At 60.6% G+C, this 19,912-nt stretch carries 21 protein-coding genes; 7 read left to right on the top strand and 14 right to left on the bottom strand.

The genetic code is table 11. From position 1 onward, the window contains the following. Positions 1-3: 3 nt before the first annotated feature. Positions 4-450 carry a DMT family transporter gene (locus NMA52_RS17565; protein WP_254829016.1) on the bottom strand — a complete coding sequence of 149 codons (447 nt, stop codon included), beginning with the start codon at positions 448-450 and terminating at the stop codon, positions 4-6. A 47-nt stretch (positions 451-497) separates the two neighbouring features. Here NMA52_RS17565 and NMA52_RS17570 point away from each other — a divergent pair, with 47 nt between their 5' ends. Further along, the gene (locus tag NMA52_RS17570) at positions 498-992 is read left to right on the top strand and encodes a hypothetical protein (protein ID WP_254829017.1); all 495 of its coding nucleotides are present in this window, start codon (positions 498-500) and stop codon (positions 990-992) included. A gap of 142 nt (positions 993-1,134) precedes the next feature. Further along, positions 1,135-2,439 carry a dicarboxylate/amino acid:cation symporter gene (locus NMA52_RS17575; RefSeq protein ID WP_254829018.1) on the top strand — a complete coding sequence of 435 codons (1,305 nt, stop codon included), beginning with the start codon at positions 1,135-1,137 and terminating at the stop codon, positions 2,437-2,439. On the opposite strand, the gene NMA52_RS17580 is transcribed toward NMA52_RS17575, so the two are convergent. Continuing rightward, positions 2,436-2,927 carry a hypothetical protein gene (locus NMA52_RS17580; RefSeq protein ID WP_254829019.1) on the bottom strand — a complete coding sequence of 164 codons (492 nt, stop codon included), beginning with the start codon at positions 2,925-2,927 and terminating at the stop codon, positions 2,436-2,438. The genes NMA52_RS17575 and NMA52_RS17580 overlap by 4 nt on opposite strands. 262 nt (positions 2,928-3,189) lie before the next feature. On the opposite strand from NMA52_RS17580, the gene NMA52_RS17585 reads away from it, so the two are divergent. Together NMA52_RS17585 and NMA52_RS17590 are read left to right on the top strand one after the other, a co-directional pair. After that, the gene (locus NMA52_RS17585; RefSeq protein ID WP_254829020.1) at positions 3,190-4,917 is read left to right on the top strand and encodes a LysM peptidoglycan-binding domain-containing protein; all 1,728 of its coding nucleotides are present in this window, start codon (positions 3,190-3,192) and stop codon (positions 4,915-4,917) included. Positions 4,918-4,961: 44 nt separating this feature from the next. Then, positions 4,962-6,068 (top strand): CNNM domain-containing protein, encoded by a 1,107-nt coding sequence (locus NMA52_RS17590; RefSeq protein ID WP_254829021.1) that lies wholly within the window; start codon positions 4,962-4,964, stop codon positions 6,066-6,068. On the opposite strand, the gene NMA52_RS17595 is transcribed toward NMA52_RS17590, so the two are convergent. The 7 genes from NMA52_RS17595 to NMA52_RS17625 all read right to left on the bottom strand — a co-directional run bounded on the left by NMA52_RS17595 (position 6,065) and on the right by NMA52_RS17625 (position 12,358). Beyond that, entirely contained in the window at positions 6,065-6,574 is a 510-nt protein-coding gene (locus NMA52_RS17595; RefSeq protein WP_254829022.1) for a metallophosphoesterase, read from the bottom strand. The genes NMA52_RS17590 and NMA52_RS17595 overlap by 4 nt on opposite strands. Continuing rightward, positions 6,567-8,132: a glycosyltransferase family 39 protein gene (locus tag NMA52_RS17600; protein WP_254829023.1), complete on the bottom strand. Its 1,566-nt coding sequence runs from the start codon at positions 8,130-8,132 to the stop codon at positions 6,567-6,569. The genes NMA52_RS17595 and NMA52_RS17600 overlap by 8 nt, the downstream gene beginning before the upstream one ends. 15 nt (positions 8,133-8,147) lie before the next feature. Then, a complete protein-coding gene (locus NMA52_RS17605) occupies positions 8,148-8,681 on the bottom strand; it encodes an NADPH-dependent FMN reductase (protein ID WP_254829024.1) in 534 nt (177 codons plus the stop codon). Then, positions 8,671-9,024: a hypothetical protein gene (locus tag NMA52_RS17610; protein WP_254829025.1), complete on the bottom strand. Its 354-nt coding sequence runs from the start codon at positions 9,022-9,024 to the stop codon at positions 8,671-8,673. Before NMA52_RS17610 ends, NMA52_RS17605 begins: the two co-directional genes overlap by 11 nt. 78 nt (positions 9,025-9,102) lie before the next feature. Then, entirely contained in the window at positions 9,103-9,768 is a 666-nt protein-coding gene (gene fsa, locus NMA52_RS17615) for a fructose-6-phosphate aldolase (protein ID WP_254829026.1), read from the bottom strand. A gap of 174 nt (positions 9,769-9,942) precedes the next feature. After that, positions 9,943-10,959: a 6-bladed beta-propeller gene (locus tag NMA52_RS17620; protein WP_254829027.1), complete on the bottom strand. Its 1,017-nt coding sequence runs from the start codon at positions 10,957-10,959 to the stop codon at positions 9,943-9,945. A 7-nt stretch (positions 10,960-10,966) separates the two neighbouring features. After that, the gene (locus NMA52_RS17625; RefSeq protein ID WP_254829028.1) at positions 10,967-12,358 is read right to left on the bottom strand and encodes a c-type cytochrome domain-containing protein; all 1,392 of its coding nucleotides are present in this window, start codon (positions 12,356-12,358) and stop codon (positions 10,967-10,969) included. Positions 12,359-12,572: 214 nt separating this feature from the next. On the opposite strand from NMA52_RS17625, the gene rpsP reads away from it, so the two are divergent. After that, the gene (gene rpsP, locus NMA52_RS19005) at positions 12,573-13,226 is read left to right on the top strand and encodes a 30S ribosomal protein S16 (protein WP_305884750.1); all 654 of its coding nucleotides are present in this window, start codon (positions 12,573-12,575) and stop codon (positions 13,224-13,226) included. A 67-nt stretch (positions 13,227-13,293) separates the two neighbouring features. Here rpsP and NMA52_RS17635 read toward each other — a convergent pair whose 3' ends face one another. The 3 genes from NMA52_RS17635 to NMA52_RS17645 are packed head-to-tail and all read right to left on the bottom strand — an operon-like array spanning position 13,294 to position 15,150. Beyond that, entirely contained in the window at positions 13,294-14,106 is an 813-nt protein-coding gene (locus tag NMA52_RS17635; protein ID WP_254829029.1) for an aminotransferase class IV, read from the bottom strand. Position 14,107: 1 nt separating this feature from the next. Beyond that, a complete protein-coding gene (gene dapF, locus NMA52_RS17640; RefSeq protein ID WP_254829030.1) occupies positions 14,108-14,902 on the bottom strand; it encodes a diaminopimelate epimerase in 795 nt (264 codons plus the stop codon). Beyond that, positions 14,902-15,150 (bottom strand): hypothetical protein, encoded by a 249-nt coding sequence (locus NMA52_RS17645; RefSeq protein WP_254829031.1) that lies wholly within the window; start codon positions 15,148-15,150, stop codon positions 14,902-14,904. Before NMA52_RS17645 ends, dapF begins: the two co-directional genes overlap by 1 nt. 77 nt (positions 15,151-15,227) lie before the next feature. Here NMA52_RS17645 and NMA52_RS17650 point away from each other — a divergent pair, with 77 nt between their 5' ends. Together NMA52_RS17650 and NMA52_RS17655 are read left to right on the top strand one after the other, a co-directional pair. Continuing rightward, positions 15,228-16,628 (top strand): trypsin-like peptidase domain-containing protein, encoded by a 1,401-nt coding sequence (locus NMA52_RS17650; RefSeq protein ID WP_254829032.1) that lies wholly within the window; start codon positions 15,228-15,230, stop codon positions 16,626-16,628. 93 nt (positions 16,629-16,721) lie between these two features. Continuing rightward, on the top strand, positions 16,722-17,960 hold the full coding sequence (locus NMA52_RS17655) for a pyridoxal phosphate-dependent aminotransferase (RefSeq protein WP_254829033.1): 1,239 nt from the start codon (positions 16,722-16,724) through the stop codon (positions 17,958-17,960). On the opposite strand, the gene NMA52_RS17660 is transcribed toward NMA52_RS17655, so the two are convergent. Next, positions 17,919-18,653, bottom strand: coding sequence for an SGNH/GDSL hydrolase family protein (locus NMA52_RS17660; protein ID WP_254829034.1), 735 nt, complete (start codon positions 18,651-18,653; stop codon positions 17,919-17,921). The two genes, NMA52_RS17655 and NMA52_RS17660, sit on opposite strands and share 42 nt — an antisense overlap. A 39-nt stretch (positions 18,654-18,692) precedes the next feature. After that, positions 18,693-19,721 carry a uroporphyrinogen decarboxylase gene (gene hemE / locus NMA52_RS17665; protein WP_254829035.1) on the bottom strand — a complete coding sequence of 343 codons (1,029 nt, stop codon included), beginning with the start codon at positions 19,719-19,721 and terminating at the stop codon, positions 18,693-18,695. Positions 19,722-19,912: the final 191 nt, after the last annotated feature.

Raw genomic sequence — 19,912 nt, forward strand, 5'->3', positions numbered from 1 at the left:
AGTTCAGTTCGTTCGCAGCATTACCACGCCCCCGATGATGAGGGCGATTCCCGCCACCCGCAGCCAGTTCACGGACTGCTGGGGGATGCCCATCAGTCCGTAGTGGTCGATTACCAGGCTGAAAATCATTTGTCCGGCCACGGTGAGTCCGATGGTGAGGGCTACGCCCAGCCGGGGTGCCAGCACGATGATGGCAAAGACGTAAAATCCGCCCAGCACGCCCCCCATCCAGTAGTACCACGGAAGCTCGAAGGCCCGGCGCACGTTGCCCAGCGGCACCCGGGTTACGAGGCAGTAGGCGAGCAGGGCGATGCCTCCGGTAACGAAGGAAATGAGGGCGCCGTACACCGGACTCTTCACCGCTTTTCCGATTCCGCTGTTGAGCCCGGCCTGCACGGCAAGCATGGCACCCGCGACCACCGCCATCAAAAAAAGGAGAAATTGCTGCATGGGCTTCGGGTGTGCATTGTATGTTTGTTGGCCCAAAGTAGAAACTAATGCTGAGAGAGTTCAACACCCTGACCCCGGAAGAGCAACAGCTCATGTTTGACGCCATTCCGCTGATCACGATCCTGGTGGGGGCCGCGGACAATGTCCTCGATGAGGTGGAACTCTCCGAAGCACAGCGGCTCGCCGACATCCGCAGCTACAATAATCGCGGTCGACTCAATGCCTACTACGAGATCATCGACGAAGGACTATCGGAGCGGATTCAACAACTCTACAACGGCATGCAAAACGGCGTCGAGGAACGGGAAAGGTATATCGTCGCGGAGCTGAGTAAACTCAACGACATACTACCCAAACTGCGCGAGCCCTACGGCTATCTGTACTACCACAACTTCCGGACGTTCGCCCGCCACATTGCCGAATGTCACGGCGGCTTTCTGCGCTTCATTACCATCGGTCCGAAGGAAGCTAAGGTGGTCGACCTGCCCATGATCAAGCCGGTACCGAAGCCGCCCGAAGACGAGTATCCCAACCTGATCTAGTAGTACGCGGTAGACTTCCCGCGGCACGATCTTCGGTCCGTTGCGGTAGGGTCACCACCCGGACCGGAGCGCCCTATGCCCCCCGCCGTCGTTTTGCGGTCTGGTATCCCGCGGCCTATTTTCGGCCCCAACAGACCAAATTATGAAGAAGCTTGCACTGCACTGGCAGATATTACTCGGTATGGCCCTGGGCGTAGCCTTTGGCGTACTCGCCTCCGCCATGGACTGGGGTGACTTTGTCGGTGACTGGATCAAGCCCTTCGGTACCATCTTCATCAACAGCCTCAAACTGATCGCCATCCCGCTGATCGTTGCTTCCCTCATCAAGGGGATCACGGATCTGAAGGACATCAGCAAACTGAGCACGATGGGCGTACGTACCATCCTGTTGTACATTTCCACCACGGTGGTGGCCATCGTGATCGGCCTCGTCATCGTCAATGTGGTCGGCCCCGGTCGGGGACTAGACCAGACCACGCGGGATAATCTGCTTAATGATTTTGCGGAGGACGCAGGAGCCAGGATTACGGCCGCGAGTGAACAGGCGGACACCGGTCCGCTTCAGGCGCTGGTCGACCTCGTCCCGGACAATATCGTGGGAGCGGCGAGCAACAACGGCAACATGCTGCAGGTCATCTTTTTCGTCATTTTCTTCGCCGTCGGGCTCATCCTCATCGATCCGAAACGGGCCCAGCCGGTCAAGGACTTTTTCGACGGGGTGAACGAAGTCGTGCTGAAGCTGATCGATCTCATCATGCTGGCGGCGCCCTTCGGCGTCTTCGCCCTGCTGGCGGCGCTGGTGGTGGAAGCCCCGAGCAAGGACCTGTTCTTCGCCCTGGTAAAGTACAGCGCATGCGTACTGGGCGGACTGGCGATCATGGTCCTCATCATTTACCCACTCCTCGTGCGGGTGTTCACCGGGACCAGCTACGCGAACTTCATGAGCGGCATCAGTCCGGCGCAACTGCTGGCCTTCAGTACCAGTTCGAGCGCCGCCACGCTGCCCGTTACGATGGAACGGGTGGAAGAGCACCTGGGCGTGGACGAGGAAGTGACGAGTTTCGTACTGCCCATCGGGGCCACCATCAATATGGACGGTACGAGCCTGTATCAGGCCGTCGCGGCGGTCTTCATTGCTCAGGCATACGGGATCGGGCTGGATCTGGGCGATCAGCTCACCATTATTACCACGGCCCTGGCGGCCAGTATCGGCTCGGCGGCGGTGCCGGGCGCGGGCATGGTTATGCTGGTGATCGTACTCGGACAGGTGGGCATCCCCGAAGTAGGACTGGCCCTGATCTTTGCGGTGGACCGGCCGCTGGACATGTGCCGGACGGTGGCTAACGTCACGGGCGACGCCACCGTAGCCATGCTTGTCGCGAAGTCCGTCGATAAACTCGGCGATCCCAAGGAGCGCAAGCTGGACGATTATTACGTAGAGGTTTAGGGGACCAATTCCACTTCTCCGAGGCGGTAAAAGCCGTCGTCCATGGCCAGGGACTCCTTGTACCCCAGGGGCACCTCACGGAGGTCGCGGTTGGCATCGCGCAGTCGGACCCCGACGGTGTAGTTACCGACCGGAAATGCCTCCGGCACGTCAAAGGTGTAGCTTAGCCAATTGGCTAGGTGCAACTCGCCTACGGTATTGGCGCCCGCGGGGATGGAGTACACTTTCGTGGAGGGTCCGTCGAGGATGATGTCCATGGTATAGCGGGCATTGGGGTCCACGCTACCGACCGTGCGCCATTCCATCTGCACCTCGAATTTTTCACCGGCCGAGATTACCTCGGGCAGGTTGAGGGCATAGACGTAATGACCGACCCCGTCGACCGGATTTTCAACCACCGAGTCACTCAGGTCGATTTCCTGCCGTTCACCGCCGGGTCCGCACGCCAGACAACAGAATAACAGAATCAGGGTAGCCGGGAATTTCATGCGCGTTGGTTTACCCTAAGAGGCTCCCGGGGGGGCAGATGTTTGTAAACAAATAATATTTTTAACGCTTCCTAACTGTGGATACCAAATTGACTTTTCTGCCTACCTTACCTTCGCCCGTAAATGCCGGTTGGATCCCGCCGAACGTGTCACGTACGTGTCGCGGGTGCCTTAAAATTGCGATTGTTGGCAAGGTCGGGAGGATCGTTCCGTTCTCGTGTTTATTGCCCCGTTCCACTTACGCTGCCAAACCACTTAGAAGATGAAACCACTTTTGGTAATTGTTGCCCTGCTCACCTGGGCCGGCGGGGTAAAGGCGGATCGAATATATCTGCTGTTCGATGAAGACTGCATGAACCGCATCCGGTACGAGCGAATGATCGACGGGCAGCCGCGCATGGACTACTATTCCTACGGACTGACGGCGTCCAACGGCACCACGCTGATTTTCGAGACGGACGCAGAAGGAGCTACTTACCAGGCCCTCCCCCCGGCGGACTACCTACAGTGTTCCAGCAACACCCTTACGGCGGAACTGGCCGATCGCATTAATCAGGGACAAACCCACCTGTTCGTTGTACTGCGAGCTGGAGAAGAACAGTACCAGGTTCAGCCCGTGGTCATGGCGGCTACCCTGGAATCGCGCGATGACGATCTGCGCTATCGATCTCCCTTCGCCGCCTTCAGTTTCAACCGGGAGGATGCCGTCATCGGCGTCGATATCGACAACGGAAACGAGGGGGCCCGGGTGTATTTCGAGGGTAAGGAAGGCGACGACTGTTCGGGCGCCTTCCTGTTCCGCCAGCAAAATCCCCACAGCGCTTATCCGGTCATCCGGTACAAGCTCGTCCCCCGGCTCGGCATCGTCGAGCGACATATGTCCAGCGACGGAAAATTCGGCAAGGAATCCGAAATTTCGGCGCGTGAAGTGAATGGAGTATCGCTGGAACAATACCTGACCGACCTGTGCGCGCCTTCCGCAACCGAATCGAGTTATTCGTTCGCTCAGCGCAACTTTCGCCCGCTGTACGTGGAACCCGAGACTCCCCGCATAACCGCCGCCGCACAGGCAAAAGACGTACCCTACGTCGAAGTCCCGGAAGCGACCATGCCACCTGCCCAGCCAACATCGGCCCCCGTCACGGTTCACCAGGTGGTACGTGGGGAAACCCTCTACGCAATTTCTCGTCGCTACGGTGTAGGAGTTGACGCTATCCGGCAGCGTAACGGTCTGCGCGACAACACGATCTACGTCGGCCAGCAGCTTACGATCGACGCTGCCGACGCCCCCTCCGAGCCTGTGTACAACAGTTACGAATACGCCGAAGAACAGGCCGCCCCCGTCCCGTACGAACGGCCGTATACCGAGACCGCATCCGTCACCTCCGGCAAGTTTCACATTGTCCAGCCAGGGGAAACCCTGGCCAGTCTGGCCCTGCGGTTTGGCTACACGACGGCCCGTTTTCGCGAGTTCAATCAGTTGGGGGATCAGACGGTTGCGCAGGTAGGACAACGGCTCCGTACGAGCGATTGTAACTGTCCGCCGGCCGCACCCACCACCCCCGCGCCCGTCGTGGAAGAGGAAATCCCGCAGCCCAGCTCTTACGTGACGCCGGCTCCCGCGCGCCCCGCCGACGATTACGCGGCCCCCCCGCAGCCCTATACGGAAAGCTACGCCCAGCCCGTTCCGGTCGCCCAGCCTAACGTTCACGTCGTGGTCCCCCCCGCGCATCCGGTGTCGGAACCCTCCCCCGCCTACACGCCCCCCGCCTACGGCGCGGGGATCAACATCGGTTCGGATACCCCTCCCACTACCTACGGATCGTCTCCTTCCCAGCCGGACATGCGGATCACCCACCAGGTGCGGGAAGGGGACAGCCTGTACTCGATCTCCCGGCAGTACAGCGTCAGCGTAGAGGAACTCCGACGTCTCAACGGCCTGGACCCCGCGGACGTGATTGTGCCCTTTCAGAAGCTGTACGTAAACTAATGGGCCTTACCCCGCCTTCTAGAGGCGGTAACTAGTCCGCTTACATGGTCCCCTTATTATTATTCGCCCTCTTTTCCATTGCCTTCAGCTTCCTGTGCTCGATCTTCGAGGCGGTACTGTTGTCGATCACCCCCAGCTACGTCCAGATCAAGGTCAAGGAAGGCGGGACGACCGGTATGCTGCTGCAACGCTTCAAGCAGGAACTGAACGAGCCCCTGACGGCAATCCTCTCGCTGAATACCATCGCTCACACCGTAGGTGCCATTCTGGTGGGAGCCAGTACCGGGGCGGCCTTCGGGGAGGGTGGGTTCGAGCTTCCCTTCGTGGACTACGAACTCTCGTACGAAGTGGTGGTGAGTGTAGTCATGACGCTCGCCATCCTCATTTTTTCGGAGATCATCCCTAAGAACCTGGGAGCAACCTACTGGAAACAACTTGCTCCCTTCACGGTAAAGTCGCTCAACGTACTGGTCAAGATCTTCAAACTGCTGGGCATCGTACAGTTCTCGAACCTCATCAATAGAATGACGGGTGGGGGAGAGGCCCACTCGACGGCGCTTACCCGGGTGGAATTCGCCATGATGGCGGAGGCCCAGACGGAGGAAGGGCAGCTTAAGGAAGAAGAAGGGCGAATCTTACGCAACCTGCTCAACTTCGAATCGCTTACCGTTCACGACGTGATGACCCCCCGCACGGTGGTGGTCGGCGCCTGGGCCACGCTCACCATCCGGGAGTTCTACGAGAAGTTCGACAACAGTCCCTTCAGCCGCTACCCGATCTTCGGGGAAACCCGTGATCAGGTGCTGGGCTACGTGCTCAAGGACATGGTGTACAAAGCCATCATCGAAAAGCGGGACGACGAGCCGGTGAAGGTACTGGCGCGCGATATGCTCGCCGTAGTACAGGATACTTCCCTGCACAAACTCATCGATCTGATGCTCGAGCGTCGGGAACCCATCGCGATGGTCGTCGACGAATTCGGCGGCATGGAAGGCCTGGTCACGATGGAGGACGCGATGGAGACCCTGTTGGGTCTAGAGATCATGGATGAGATGGACAGTACCCAGGATATGCAGCGCCTTGCCCGCGAACGCTGGCGCACCCGGGCCAAATCGATGGGCCTCGAACTGCCCGAAACGATGCAGGACTAGTCGAGGCTGCCCCGCAGGCCAAGCTCGATCACTTCCAGATTTTCTACCCGCCCCCCGGCTACTTCAAAACGCAGCAGGGTGCGCATGCGGTGAAAGCCGTGCCGCCCGCAGGCGCCGGGATTCATGTGCAGTACGCCCCGGGGTTTATCCATCATGACCTTTAGGATGTGGCTGTGCCCGCAGATGTACAACGTGGGTTGCAGCTCCTCGATGAGATTACGCACCCGTGTCGTGTACCGCCCCGGATAACCGCCGATGTGGGTGATGAGCACGGGTACGTCCTCGATGGTAAAGAAATCATTGAGGGGAAGCCGTTGACGTACCGTCGCGTCGTCGATGTTTCCGTAAACGCCCCGGAGCGGTCTGAATTCTTCCAGCGCGTCCAGCACGGCGGGGTCACCCACGTCGCCCGCGTGCCAGATCTCGTCGCAGTTCCGAAAGTGTTTAAATACGGAAGGGTCGAGGTAGGAGTGGGTGTCCGACAGAAGCCCGATACGCTTACTCATAGTTTATTTCGTAAATGCCGATGCTGATGTCCCCACGGGGGGCGATTTCAACCACGGGCCGCGAAAAATGAACGGCCCGCTTGCCAATCTGCTCCCGCTCTTCGGGATAGAGGAAATTGGTGGCTACGTAGTCGGCCAGGTGCCACCGCGGTTCGTTGATGATCTTCGCCCGGGCCGCCGGGGGAAGGGCGCGGATGTTATCTATGCACGGCCAGTTTTGGCACTTGACCCGACGGGTTTCCCCCGCGGGAATTTGGTCGGCGAGTTGCAGCAGGGCTTCCCGGTAGCCGGCGCCCCAGTAGTCCATGTCGAACCTTTTCAATACCGGATTACCGCTGATCAGGTAGTTGAAGTACACCTGCTGCTGGGGATGCATGCGCACCATATTGACGGCCGTGACCAGCATACCGAGCGCCAGCACGATTCGCGGCCAGTGGCGGTAGCGGCGCTCGAATCTCGCAAAACCGACCAACAAGAGGAAGACCAGGCCCGGATACACGAAATGCAAGTGACGCCACCCGTTGTAGAGCGTGGAGTGTAGAACGATCACGACGAGAATGGGACCGATGGACAAGCCCAGTTGTACAACGTCCATTTGATCGTAGTAATCCGACCATGGCTTGCCCCGCCACAGGCCGCTGAACGTCGACCGTAGAGTGTAGCCGATCCCAACTAGCATGAAGAACAAGTAAGTTAATGGCGTGGTGATGGCAATCCAGGCCGGAATGTAGTAAGCCGGCAGTTCCATCGCGTGCAGTGAATTGCCGAACAGTAACACGTAGCTGTCCCAGCTGTAGTCCGACATGCTGGAAATCGCCCCGGTGAGTCGGCTACCCGTATCTACCCAGAGGTAGGGAAAAAAGGGGAGCATCAGGAGTACGGTGGCCGGAAGGTAGACCGCCGCCTGCACCAGTCGCCGGTATCCCCGGGGGCGCTCAACCAACTGTTCCCACAACAACAACAGCATAGTGGCCGCCGGAATGATCATGGCCGGCAGTCGGGTGTTCAGCGCCAGGGCCGAGGCGAGAATGTGCAGCGCCAGGGCACCGTTGGTACGTGTACGGAGAAACCTCAGGAGAGTGTACGTGGCGATCAGGTAAAAGACCAGGAGAATATGGTCCTTGGGATTAAAGAAGGCGTGGGCGAAAATGCGGGGGCTAAGTAACAGGACGGCCGTCCCGATCAGGGGATACCACCTACGGTCGGGCCAGCGGAGGCGGAGCGTGCGGTAGAAAAACAGTAAGGCCACGCCGAAAAGCAGGTAGTTCATGACGTGCCGTATGCGGTAGTACCGGTAGGGGTCGTCGAGCGCGTCAAGCTTAATTTCCAGCAGGGTGGCCACGATCTGGTAGATCATGCCGTACTGGCTGAATGATTTTCCCTCGGTATCGAGCGGCGGATGCTCCCAGCCGAGTCGATCGGCGACGTAGGCTACGGTGACGTGTCCGTGTCGCCGTTGCACCGCTTCGTCGTAGGTGATGCCGTAGTCGTCCACGATTGCGTAGCCCCCGATGAAGTAGGCCACGAAAAACAGGATGGCGATCAGACGGTGATTCACGTAGGGGGGGTAGGCTTAGGCCAGCAGGGATAGCGCTTCAACGAGCATTTCACGGTCGGGGCCGTCCGCAATATCGCCCGTCGCGGTGAATTCCACGGCATTCTGGTACAGAGGAAGGGACGCGACGATGCGGGCTTCCAGGGCCTGCAGGCTCCAGATGAGGGACTGCATGGCTCGCTCCCCGCGGGGTGGATGGGGGGTGAAGGTGAGGGTCAGTACGGGTTTGCCCGCTGCTTCGCCCGAGGTGGTCAACCATTCGAGACCATTCTTCAGGACGGCGGGAACCGAGTGCAGGTAAGCCGGGGTAGATACTACGACGGCCGAAGCTTCCCGCCAGGCGGTTCGCCATTCTACCACGGGATGTGGCCAGGGCGCCCGGTCGCGCTCCGGTTGAAATACGGGTAGGTCGGCAATGACGGTAGCCGCCACTACCGGATGATCGGTAAGGAAGGATAAGCCGGCCAGCAGCCGGGAATTGGAACTTCGGGGGTGAGGAGAACCGGAGACGGTAAGGATAGGACGCGCTGCGCTGTTTTCCCTAGTCGTCATCGTCCGATACGTCCTCGTCGCTCAGTTCATCGAGATCGATGTCTGCTTCTTCGATTTCGTCATCGTACTTGTCGCCGTATTCCTCCCGGGCCTCATCGGTCAGGATACCGTCGTCATCGTAGTCGTCGTCGTCCTCGATGATCAACTGCGCTTCCGACTTGGTCATCCGGATCAGGTAGTACTTCTCGGTCGTTTCGAAGGGGAGGGCACTGGCGATCTTACCGTTCACGTCCGTGAAGCGGATCAGATGACGCTCGAAACCGTTCGGGTAGTTCAGTTTGATCTGTTCGAGCAGCTCATCGTCGAGCTTATCATAATTCTTGATTACGCGGGGCTTACTCATAAGCGGGTAGGAATGCGTGTTTTCGGATAATCGGAAGAAAATAAGCCGGGTTCCGCGAGTGGAACCCGGCTTAGCTGGCTAAGAAACGACGCTCAGGGCCTTTTTGTGATCGGCCAGGAACTTCTCCAGACCGATGTCGGTCAGGGGGTGCTTGAACAAGCTGTCAAAACTGCTGAGCGGGCAGGTCACGACGTCGGCGCCCGCCTTAGCGGCTTCGACGATATGCTTACCGTTCCGGATGGAAGCCGCCAGGATTTCGGTTTCGAATCCCTGAATAGCGTAGATCTCGGCAATGTCCGAGATCAGGGACATGCCCTCCCAGCCGATGTCGTCGATGCGGCCGATGAAGGGGCTTACGTAGGTAGCTCCGGCCTTCGCGGCGAGAATGGCCTGACCGGCGCTGAATACCAGGGTGCAGTTGGTGCGGATGCCGTTGTCCCGGCACCAGGCCAGGGCCTTGACGCCCTCCCGGATCATGGGGATCTTGACGACGATATTGTCGGCGATCTTGACCAGCTCGCCGGCCTCGCGCTTCATGCCTTCCAGGTCGGTGCTGATGACCTCGGCGCTGACGTCTCCGTCGGTGATCTCGCAGATTTTTTTGTAGTGCTCGCGTACGTTGTCGTCACCACTGATGCTCTCCTTGGCCATGAGGCTGGGGTTCGTGGTTACCCCATCGAGGATGCCGAGGGATTCAGCTTCGCGAATGTCGTCTAGATTGGCGGTATCGATAAAGAACTTCATGGTCGGTTATTTACTGTGTTTATGGCGCTAACATACCACCCCCCGGGATGTTTCCCCGGTTTTTTGCTGATGGTCGATTAATTACGTCCCGGGATTCTGTATTCGGTCCCTGTTTTGCTGCACCTACCTACCCGTTGTTTCGTCGGTTCTGCGAAGTATGGTGACCGGTAGTTGCTACACGCGCTTCAATCGGATGGGATACGTGCGCCCGCTGAACCACTGGGGTACGTAAAGATTCTTGTCCTCGTCCAGGCACACGTCGTGGGGGTTGAGGAAGGTCTGGTTGTCGTACTCTACCGTATGGAAGTCCCGCTGACTTGCCGGCGGCTCACTACCACCCGGAAGGGAAACCACGCGCATATCCTTATCGAGAACCGCCAGCATGCCGTCGTAGTTGTACCAGCTTTTTGTGACGATCACCGCGAAGTACGTATGGTCTCCGTCGATCACCGGCCGGCAGATGGAAAGCCCCGGCAGGTTGTAGGTCATCAGGTGGCGGCCGTCGAGGGTCCAGCGCTGAAAGGCGTTCGCCGCGCGACTGGTGATGAGCAGGGTAGGCTGGTCGGTCCGGTAATCGACCGCGATGCCGTGGCAACAGTCGAAGTGGTCGCTGCCCCCGAAGGAGTCGCGCAGTCTACCCTTACTATCGTAGCGAAAGATCAGGTTGCTGCCGTACCCGTCCGCCACGTAGATATCCCCGTCGGTAGTGACCGTCGTTTCCGTGGGTTTATACGGTTTGCCCGCTAGCAGGTCCTTGGGCGGAGGGTCGAGTTGACGGATTACGCGCCCGGCGAGATCCAGATTTACTACCGCTCCGGTGATGGTGTCGGTGATCCAGAAGGTCTGATCCTCGCCCTCGCCCGCCAGCGTCATTCCGTGGGGTTCGGGGAGGTCGTGCTTCCAGGCATCCAGCAGTTTTCCATCCTTACTGTATACGAGCACGTCGTGGCCCAGGGAGACGGAGGAACAAATCAGACGACCGCGGCTGTCCATGACCATTTCGTGGCAGTGCTGTACGTTGTGCCGACGGGGATCGAGGTCTCCCCACTTTTGATCGACCCGGTAGCGAAAGTCACCGTGGCCCACCGTTTCGCCCGTCGCCGTAGCGGAGGGCATAGCGGATGCCGCCGGACCGAGGGCCGCAAGGCCCAGCGCGGCGGACTGGCGTAAGAAGCTTCTACGTTTCTGCAAGGCTATGTCATTTAGTGCGTTCGGTCGGAGTAAGGTGGTACCCGGTATCGACGACAATATGGGGATGATTTTCCGCAAAGTCGGAGGCCCCCCGCGCACTGACCGAAGACTGCCACAGGTAAAGTCGCCGCAGGGCGGGGAAGGAAGATAAGAACGGAAAGGCCGAATCGTCCACCTTCGTACCGTAAAGATTGACCGACTCGAGGTGCCGCAGTTCCCGGAGGGCGGCCAGCGTGCGGTTGCCCACCCCCGTACCGTTCAGCCGGAGTCGGTTGAGGTTGGGGAAGTTGGCGATCACAGACAGTTCTTCGTCCGTGAGCTGCTGATCGTCGAGCGAGAGATAGGCGATTTGCCCGCTGGCCGCCGCCGACAGTTCCCGAAGTGCCTCGCCGTCAATCGTCTTCCCCGGTTGGGGTTTCGCTTCTAGGGCCGGTCCACCCGGCATCAGGTCCGCGAGGAGCCAGTTGCGCGACTGCAGTCCTTTCCGGGTTTGCTCGTCCAGCACCTTTCCCCTTACGGTTTCCACGAACAGGCGGGGCCGCAGGTCCAGCGCGTAATCCCGCAAAAGCAATGCCTTTAGGTTGTCGCCGAGATCGTCCGTCACGAGGCGGCTCAGCGTATCGGCTCCCTGATCGATCCAGTGCTCAATCAGGAGAATTTCGGCGTGCGTCAGCCGCTGCCCCTGGGGGGGCATGGCCTTGGCGTTGCCGGCGGGCAGGGTGATGCGGTTGACCCACCGGCTGTCAATGGCCTTGCCGGCCACGAAGAGGGGGCCGGAGTCTCCTCCCGCGTAGAGGTGGTGCGCCGAATCCATGCGCAGGCCGCCGTTCTGCTTATCCGCGTTGTGGCAGCGAACACATTTGTCCTTGACGATGGGTTGGATGAACGTACGGTATAGGTTGAGACTGTCGATGTCGACGGTTGACCAATCGTAGCGCGCCGAGGTGTCCACGGCGTGCCCCGCCAGGCGCTGCACTACGGGGGGGGCGTGTTCGAAGAGGTAGGTCTCTCCGTGGGTCAGATTTCCCCCCTGGTGGCCGGCCAGCGTCAGCGCGCCGGCGGTGAGTATGCCGTACACCTTGGCCGTGCGACCGCCGCGCTGCTGTACGAAGCAACCGCCGACGGCCAGCGCGGCTACGGCCACCCCGGCCCAGCGGTGCCAGAACAGTACGTCGCCCCCGTAGCCACCGCCGGAAGCAAGCAGCCATCCCGCCACGGCCGCACCGACCGCGGAGGCTGCTCCGAGTACCCAGGCCACCCGGATAGCCGGGCGTACCCGATCCCCCGGCCACATCTCCAGCAACACCGCGAGCAACAGAAATCCGATGGGAAGGTGAACGATGAGCGGGTGAAACCTCCCGAAAAACAGGGCAAAATCCGTGAGCAGTAAGCTTGGCATAAATTCACAATAATTTCTCCCCCCAAGTTACAGCAGTGTTGACGGATAGCCCCCACCGATCCTGCTACTCATGGTTCATAGTAGACCACTGTTAATAATTGCCGGAGATCGCGTGCCTATATTTAGCTTTTTATTTACCTTTGCGCCCCGGCAAAACCGGCTGCCCCCTGGCGGGAGTAGGTCGGTCTTCAATAACAAACGACAAGTTGTCACCATGCCAGTTAAAATTCGCCTTCAGCGTAAGGGTCGCCGTAAGCGCCCGTTCTACCACATCGTCATCGCGGACGCCCGCGCGCCCCGCGACGGTAAGTTCATCGAAAAAATCGGTACCTACAACCCCATGACCGTCCCCGCGACGATCGAGCTGGACCGTACCTCCGCCTACGAATGGCTCATGAAGGGTGCCCAGCCCACCGATACGGTGCGGGCCATCCTGCGCTTCAAGGGCGTACTCTACCGCAAGCACCTGATGCGCGGTGTAGCCAAGGGCGCCCTCAGCCAGGAGGAAGCCGACCAGAAGTTCGAGGAGTGGATCACCGAAAAGGAAGGTACCACCGCCGAGCGTCGTGCTGCTCAGGAAAAGAAGGAAGCTGAATTCCGGGCTGCCGTCTCCGGTACGCCCCCGCCGCCCCCCGAGCCGGAACCCGAGCCCGAGCCGGAAGTCGCCGCCGAGGAACCCCAGGCCGAGCCCTCCGCTACCGCGGAACTTGACGCCGCCCGCGCCGAGACTAATCCCGAAGCTGCCGCCGAGGTAGTCGGTGAGGCCGTTGCTGAAGCCGATGCCGCGGAAGCCGCCGGAGATGCCCTCCAGTCCGCTAACGAAGGAGAAGACGAGGCCGCTACCGGCAACATCGATAAGGAGGTCTAGGACCCCCCGACGATCAATTCTTCCCCTGGGCGCCCCGGTCGTAACTACGATCGGGGCGCTTTACGTTTTATTCGTAGGTTCGCCAGGCTTCGATGAGCCGACGCGTGACCGGGCCTACGGGCTTCGCCAACCCATCAATCCGCCCGATGGGCATCGGTCCCTTAACGGTGCTGCAGATCAGCGCTTCCTCCGCCGCGCGGAATTCCTCCGCCGCGACGGGGCGTTCCTCGCACGGGATACCGATTTCTCCCGCTAGCGCCAGTAAGTGCTTACGGGTAATCCCGAGCAAAATGTTGTCTACCGGAGTGATCAGCGTTCCCCCGCGGACGATCATGACGTTGGACCGGTCGCTCTCCCGCACGTTATCCTCCCGGTCCACGTAAACCGGATAGTCGGCACCGGCCTGCCGCAGCAGGGGCAGTATCCGGATGCCTTCAAGATAGTCAATGGTCTTAGCGCGGGGCAGTTGCCGTTCGAAAGAATGCAGCATTACCGCGCAGCCGTGTACGTACTTATCCGCGGGCGGAGCCGTATGGGCATTCGGCAACGCGAGAAAGTTGGGGTTGCGGGGCGTGTAGCCGTCCGCCGCGTAGCCACCGGTGACGATGAGCCGGATACCGCCCTCTCCACCGCCGTTTCGCTCGATGAGACCTGCCACGATTTCCGTGATCGCTTCGTCCGCGAGCGGGACTTCCAGATTCAGTTCCGCCGCACTGCGCCGCAGCCGGGCCAGGTGGTCGGGCAAGAACCGGGGAGTCGACCGCAGGTACCGGAAGTAATCGAACACCCCATATCCCCGCAGTATGCTGAGGTCCGAAACGTGTAGACGGGATTCCTTAGTCAGTCGGTAGTCACCGTCGACGTAAACATACTTAAGCATACTACAGACTTATGGATCCGTTAAAGACGTGCTCCGCCGGACCGGTCAGTTGAATTGAAAAATAACGGGACCCCCGGCGTTCACCGCTGACGGACAAGTTGCCGCCCCTGGCCCGCACGTCTACCCGAAAGCGTCCGTCTCCGGTTCCGGGGTCCCGGTGCAGATGACCGATGACCGCCGCGGTTACGCCGGTTCCGCAGGCCAGCGTTTCGTCCTCCACGCCCCGCTCGTAAGTCGCCAGCTCAAGTGCACCGGATGTGGCGCGCACGAAATTCACGTTGATACCCGCCGCGGCAAAGGCCGGTGAGTGGCGCACGGCGCGGCCCGCCGCAACCACATCCAGGGCGTTCAGGTCGTCCACGAAGCGCAGGTAGTGGGGAGATCCGGTATCGAGGACCAAGTCGTCGCCGTGGTGCACGATCTCGGTGACGTCGTTCATGCCGAGAGCCACCGTCCCCTCCGGCGTGATCCGGCCCTCGTGGGGACCATCGACGGCCAGAAAATGATAAACGTCACGTTGGATACCCAGGTCGGCGGCAAACCGGATAATGCAGCGGCCGCCGTTGCCGCACATCGTGCTCACGCCGCCGTCGGCATTGTAGTACACCATTTCAAAGTCGTAGGGCGCGGGGGCATCCCGGAGCAACATGAGGCCGTCGGCGCCGATCCCGAAGTGGCGGTCGCAGAGTCGGGCGATGGCCGGGCGGTCCAGTCGGTCCACGAGGTCGGTGCCGCGATCGTCGAGCAGGATGAAGTCGTTGCCGGCACCCTGATATTTTTCGAAGGTGAGAACCATTATTGGCGGTTTAAACGAAGCGAATCCTGGCGGGCTCTCTCCCGGGCGGCCTTTTCCTGGTGGTACTCCTGTCGTCCTTCCTGCTCCAGGGGGTCATCAAAGCCTACCGGTACCGACAAGGTATAGTGGCGGTAAGCGGCCAGGGCGGCGAGCAGGAGAATGAGGCCGAGACCGATAAGGGATATGCGCCAACCGAAGATATTGCCGGTAGCTTCTTCGTCGGGCTTGGATGGTGGTTGTCTGATCACGGGGCAAAGATAAGTTCCCCCCACCTGCCCGCCGTATTAGGGTAACAATCCGGCGGGCCGTGGCGTTTTGAACGACTATGAACCCACGTTCACTCGCCGTACTGCTACTTGCCTGTTTCCTCTCGGCTGCCGCCGGAGTATTCGGGACGGCTCGCTATCTCGCGCCGACGAATAGGGCTCCGGTTCCGGCGGATCCGTCACGCGACGACCTGCGCCTACGCACCTTTGCCAGCAGCTCGCCTACCAGCTTCATCAGTGCCGCCGAGCGGGTCACGCCGGCCGTCGTCTTCGTGCGTTCCTACCTGAAGCGCAGCTTGCTGAGTGACCTGCAGGACGAACGCACGACCACCGGCTCGGCGGTGATCGTCTCCCCCGACGGCTTCATTGCCACCAACAACCACGTTATCGAAGGCGCGCGGCGCATCCGGATCACCCTGCAGGACCGCCGCGAGTTCGATGCCGAAGTTATCGGCGTGGATGAGAGTACCGACCTGGCCCTGCTCAAGATCGACGCCGAAAATCTCCCCAACCTCATGTTCGGCAACAGCGACAGCCTGCGGGTAGGGGAGTGGGTCATGGCCGTCGGTAACCCCTTCAGCCTCAATAGCACGGTGACCGCGGGGATCGTATCGGCTAAAGGGCGCAGCATCGACGTGCTGGAGCCCGACGACCGGATCGAAAGTTTTATCCAGACGGACGCCGCCGTGAACCCCGGCAACAGTGGGGGCGCTCTGATCAACACCGCCGGCGAGCTGATTGGCATCAATACCGCCATCATCACGAATAGTGGACGCCACGAGGGCTTTGCCTTCGCCATACCCGGCAACCTGGCCAACCGCGTCATCCGCGATCTGCGCGACTACGGGGAGGTGAAGCGAGCCGTGCTGGGCGTATGGATCCAGGGCATCAACGATGCACAGGCCAAGCAGCTTAACCTGCCCGCCGCCCGGGGCGCCCTCATCACTAATCTGACCCCGGAGGGCCCCGCGGCCCGCGCCGGCTTGCAGGTGGGTGACGTCATGACCGCCATCAACGGGGTGGAAATCAACTCGAGCCCGCAAATGCAGGAACAACTCAGCCGGTACCGCCCCGGACAACGCATCCGGGTTACGTACATCCGCAACGGCGCCATCGAGGAGCGGAATATTTTGCTTCGCGATAAGAGCAACCGGCCCGGCCAACTGGTGGGCGAACGCTCCGACGATCTGCTCCACCGCCTGGGCTTTGAAGTACGGGGGCTCACGCCGAGCGAACTCCGGGCGTACGGGGCGGGGGGCGTACGGGTCATTTCCATATTCCGGCACAGCCCCGTGGAGTCCGCGAACATGGAAACCGGCTTCGTCATCCAGTCGGTCAACGGCGAACGAGTCTCCAACCTGGATCAGTTCCTGCGCCTCCTGCGCCGCTCCGACCGCCCGCTCCTGGGTGGTTTGTACGACGGGTACGAAGGGGAATATTTTTACCGCCTGGAACCGTAAGCGTCCGCTGGGCGGTACCTTTGTGACGGCATCGCGTTCTCCCGCTAAGGACGGCTCCCGCGCGCCGCCGCCCGCCCTAAAAACTTCCGGCCCATGCCCGACGTATCCCTTCGCTCCCAGACCGTACCCCTTTCTCCCTTCCGGAAGTTGATTCCCCTCGCGGATCGGGCGCGGGCGGCGGGAAAACACATCTATCACCTGAATATCGGCCAGCCCGACATCAAGACGCACCCGACGGCCGTAGCTAAATTCCGTCAACTCCCCTGGCAGATCCTGGACTATAGCCCGAGTAACGGCATCGATTCCTACCGGGAAGCCTTACGTGGCTACTACGCGCGCTTCGACGTACAGCTGCAGGCCGACGAGATCATGGTGACGACCGGCGGTTCGGAGGCTATCCTGTTCTTTATGCTCGCCTGCCTCGATCCGGGCGACGAGATCATCGTTCCCGAACCATTTTACGCGAATTACAACGGCTACGCGCACATGGCCGGGGTGACGGTAGTCCCCATCACCTGCTATATCGAAACGGGCTTCGCGCTGCCCTCCGCCGACGATTTTGCGGATAAGATCACGGAGCGTACCCGGGCCATCATGATTACCAATCCCAATAATCCCACGGGAGCTTGTTATTCCCGCAGGGAACTGGTGCGCATGGCAGAAATCGTACGCGAGCACGACCTCTTCCTCTGCGCCGATGAAGTCTACCGGGAGTTTAGCTACGATAGTCCCCTGCAGTCGGTGCTTCAGCTGCCTGGTTTGGAGGACCACGCCATCGTCATCGATTCGGTATCCAAGCGCTACAGCGCGACGGGCGCGCGGGTGGGGGCGCTGGTATGCCGCAATCTGCGGGTTCGGGAGTCGGTGGATCGCTACGCCAAACTACGGCTCAGCCCTCCGGGGCTCGGACAGCGACTCAGTGAAATTATGCTGGAGGACGACGGGGCTTACCTGGAGGGCGTCAAGGAAGATTACGGCAATCGCCGGGACACGGTCTTCCGGCGGCTGCAACGGATGCCGGGCGTCTACGCCTACTGTCCGGGCGGCGCGTTCTATCTGTTTGCCCGCTTCCCGGTATCCGATAGTGAAGACTTCTGCCGCTGGCTACTGGAAGAATTCGAGCACGAGGGTGCCACGGTGATGCTCAGCCCCGGGCCGGGCTTTTACGCGACGGCGGGGCGGGGTAGCGATGAATGCCGGATTGCCTACGTACTCAACGTCGATGATCTCGAACGGGCCATGGATTGTCTGGAGGCCGCCCTGGAGGTTTACCCCGGGCGTACCGTCGAATCAGTCGGTGCGGAGGATCTGAGCGGCGACTTGCGTCCGTAATACCTCACTGACCCAGCGCCGGTACTGCTGGCCGCTCGGGTGCAGGCCGTCGTCGGCTACGAGGGCCGGATCCCGTAGCCCATCGCGGGAGATCGGGGTGATGTTGTAGAAGGGCACCCCGTAGGATTGGCATACGGCTGCCGCCGCTTCGTTAAAGGCATCGATGTCCCGGCTCACGCTTTCGCTGCCACCGCCGAAGGGCGTGTAGGCGTAGTCGGGGATCGAGACGACGAATACCGCCGAGCTATCTCCACCCGCGTAGCCGATGGATCGCTGCAGCAAACGCTCGAACTGGGGTCGGTAGGCCGCCACCGAAAAGCCCTGGTACTGGTCGTTGACGCCGATGAGCAAGGACACGAGATCGAAATCGCTTCCCGGATCGCCGGCGCTGAGCGCGTTGGCCAGATTATCGGTGCGCCAGCCGTTGCGGGCAATGATCTCCAGGGGCTCCACCCGGATCCCTTCCCGCTCCAGCAGCTGTTCGGTGAGCTGCACCGGCCAGCGTTCGGAAGCCTGGACACTCGTGCCGATGGTGTAGCTGTCGCCGAGCGCCAAATAAGCAATAACCGTATCTACCGTGGGGGAGGGGCCGGGATTGATGTCGGGTCCGGTCATGAGGTTGTCTTCGGTGTTACACGCCAGGAGGGTCAGGAAAATAGTGGCGGCGAGAATAATTTTTTGGAGGTCGATCATTACTCTACTTACGGCTTAGGCCTCCGGGCGGTTTGCCGCTCAGCCGTCGTAGCGGTAGGCTTTAACCGTATTTACGAAGGCCTTAACGCCCTCCAGTGGGGTGTCGGGATAAACGCCGTGACCAAGATTGGCAATGTGTCGCGGACCGAAGGCCTCAAGCATGCTGTGGGTGGCGCGCTCGACGTCCTCGGGGGCAGCGTACAGTTGACAGGGGTCGAGGTTACCCTGCAGTACTTTCTGACCCACCTGAGCCCGGGCCTGGGCGATGTCGGCGATCCAGTCGAGTTGAACGACCTGACAGTCCAGCGCGCCGATGGCGGGGATAGCGTGCCGCGCGTCCTTCGCGAAAATGGTTACGGGGGTATCGCCGAGTTCCCGGCAGATGAGGTCGATGTAGCGCAGGCTGAACTCGCGGTAGTGGGTGGGGGGCAGTACTCCCGCCCAGCTGTCGAAGAGTTGAATGAGGTCGGCCCCGTGGCGCACCTTTTCCTTCAGGTAGGCGGCGGTGGCTACGGCGATTCGTTCCAGCAGGGCGTGGCTCAGCGCGGGGTCCCGGTACAGCATACGGCGGGCCTTGCTGAAGGTCTTACTGCCACCCCCCTCGACCATATAAGCGAAAATGGTCCAGGGCGCGCCGGCAAAACCGATGAGGGGCACGCGGTTATTCAGCCGCTTCTTCGTCGCGTCCAGCGCATCGTACACGTAGCCGAGATGTTGGGGAGCCTCTTCCGCCGGGCGTAGGGCGTCAATATCGGCCTTCGATTGAATGACCTTCGGAAAGCGCGGTCCGACCTTTTCCACCATAGTGTAGTCTAAGCCCAGCGCCTCGGGGATGACGAGAATGTCGCTGAAGATGATGGCGGCGTCGACGCCGAGTTCGTCCACCGGCTGTATGGTCACTTCAGCCGCGAGATCGGGGGTAGACACGAGTTCCTTGAAGCCGCTCAGGCTGGCCCGCAGCGCCCGGTACTGGGGCAGGATACGGCCGGCCTGCCGCATGAGCCAGACGGGGGGGCGTTCGGTAGTTTCGCCACGCGCGGCGCGGAGGAAGAGGTCGTTGTCGTACATGGCCGCGAAAGTAAGGCAGCGGAAGGGGCCACGGTCGTTGGCGGCCGGTTTTTGACCGAGGAATTACTGGTAGCGTCGGCTTGAGCCGACGTGCTCGCAACTGTAGCGTCGGCTTGAGCCGACCAGCTGTTCGCAAAACGGGTACAGACACCATGGCGGCCGAAGCCATCGCAGCTGCAGCGTCGGCTTGA

Origin of the sequence: Lewinella sp. JB7, assembly GCF_024297185.1 — a bacterium.
GTDB lineage: Bacteria > Bacteroidota > Bacteroidia > Chitinophagales > Saprospiraceae > Neolewinella.

What these genes read in the sequence shown, in the direction of transcription:
- NMA52_RS17565 (WP_254829016.1), bottom strand. Translation starts at nt 450, where the DNA reads ATGCAGCAATTTCTCCTTTTTTTGATGGCGGTGGTCGCGGGTGCCATG.
- NMA52_RS17570 (WP_254829017.1), top strand. Translation starts at nt 498, where the DNA reads ATGCTGAGAGAGTTCAACACCCTGACCCCGGAAGAGCAACAGCTCATG.
- NMA52_RS17575 (WP_254829018.1), top strand. Translation starts at nt 1,135, where the DNA reads ATGAAGAAGCTTGCACTGCACTGGCAGATATTACTCGGTATGGCCCTG.
- NMA52_RS17580 (WP_254829019.1), bottom strand. Translation starts at nt 2,927, where the DNA reads ATGAAATTCCCGGCTACCCTGATTCTGTTATTCTGTTGTCTGGCGTGC.
- NMA52_RS17585 (WP_254829020.1), top strand. Translation starts at nt 3,190, where the DNA reads ATGAAACCACTTTTGGTAATTGTTGCCCTGCTCACCTGGGCCGGCGGG.
- NMA52_RS17590 (WP_254829021.1), top strand. Translation starts at nt 4,962, where the DNA reads ATGGTCCCCTTATTATTATTCGCCCTCTTTTCCATTGCCTTCAGCTTC.
- NMA52_RS17595 (WP_254829022.1), bottom strand. Translation starts at nt 6,574, where the DNA reads ATGAGTAAGCGTATCGGGCTTCTGTCGGACACCCACTCCTACCTCGAC.
- NMA52_RS17605 (WP_254829024.1), bottom strand. Translation starts at nt 8,681, where the DNA reads ATGACGACTAGGGAAAACAGCGCAGCGCGTCCTATCCTTACCGTCTCC.
- NMA52_RS17610 (WP_254829025.1), bottom strand. Translation starts at nt 9,024, where the DNA reads ATGAGTAAGCCCCGCGTAATCAAGAATTATGATAAGCTCGACGATGAG.
- fsa (WP_254829026.1), bottom strand. Translation starts at nt 9,768, where the DNA reads ATGAAGTTCTTTATCGATACCGCCAATCTAGACGACATTCGCGAAGCT.
- NMA52_RS17625 (WP_254829028.1), bottom strand. Translation starts at nt 12,358, where the DNA reads ATGCCAAGCTTACTGCTCACGGATTTTGCCCTGTTTTTCGGGAGGTTT.
- rpsP (WP_305884750.1), top strand. Translation starts at nt 12,573, where the DNA reads ATGCCAGTTAAAATTCGCCTTCAGCGTAAGGGTCGCCGTAAGCGCCCG.
- NMA52_RS17635 (WP_254829029.1), bottom strand. Translation starts at nt 14,106, where the DNA reads ATGCTTAAGTATGTTTACGTCGACGGTGACTACCGACTGACTAAGGAA.
- dapF (WP_254829030.1), bottom strand. Translation starts at nt 14,902, where the DNA reads ATGGTTCTCACCTTCGAAAAATATCAGGGTGCCGGCAACGACTTCATC.
- NMA52_RS17650 (WP_254829032.1), top strand. Translation starts at nt 15,228, where the DNA reads ATGAACCCACGTTCACTCGCCGTACTGCTACTTGCCTGTTTCCTCTCG.
- NMA52_RS17655 (WP_254829033.1), top strand. Translation starts at nt 16,722, where the DNA reads ATGCCCGACGTATCCCTTCGCTCCCAGACCGTACCCCTTTCTCCCTTC.
- NMA52_RS17660 (WP_254829034.1), bottom strand. Translation starts at nt 18,653, where the DNA reads ATGATCGACCTCCAAAAAATTATTCTCGCCGCCACTATTTTCCTGACC.
- hemE (WP_254829035.1), bottom strand. Translation starts at nt 19,721, where the DNA reads ATGTACGACAACGACCTCTTCCTCCGCGCCGCGCGTGGCGAAACTACC.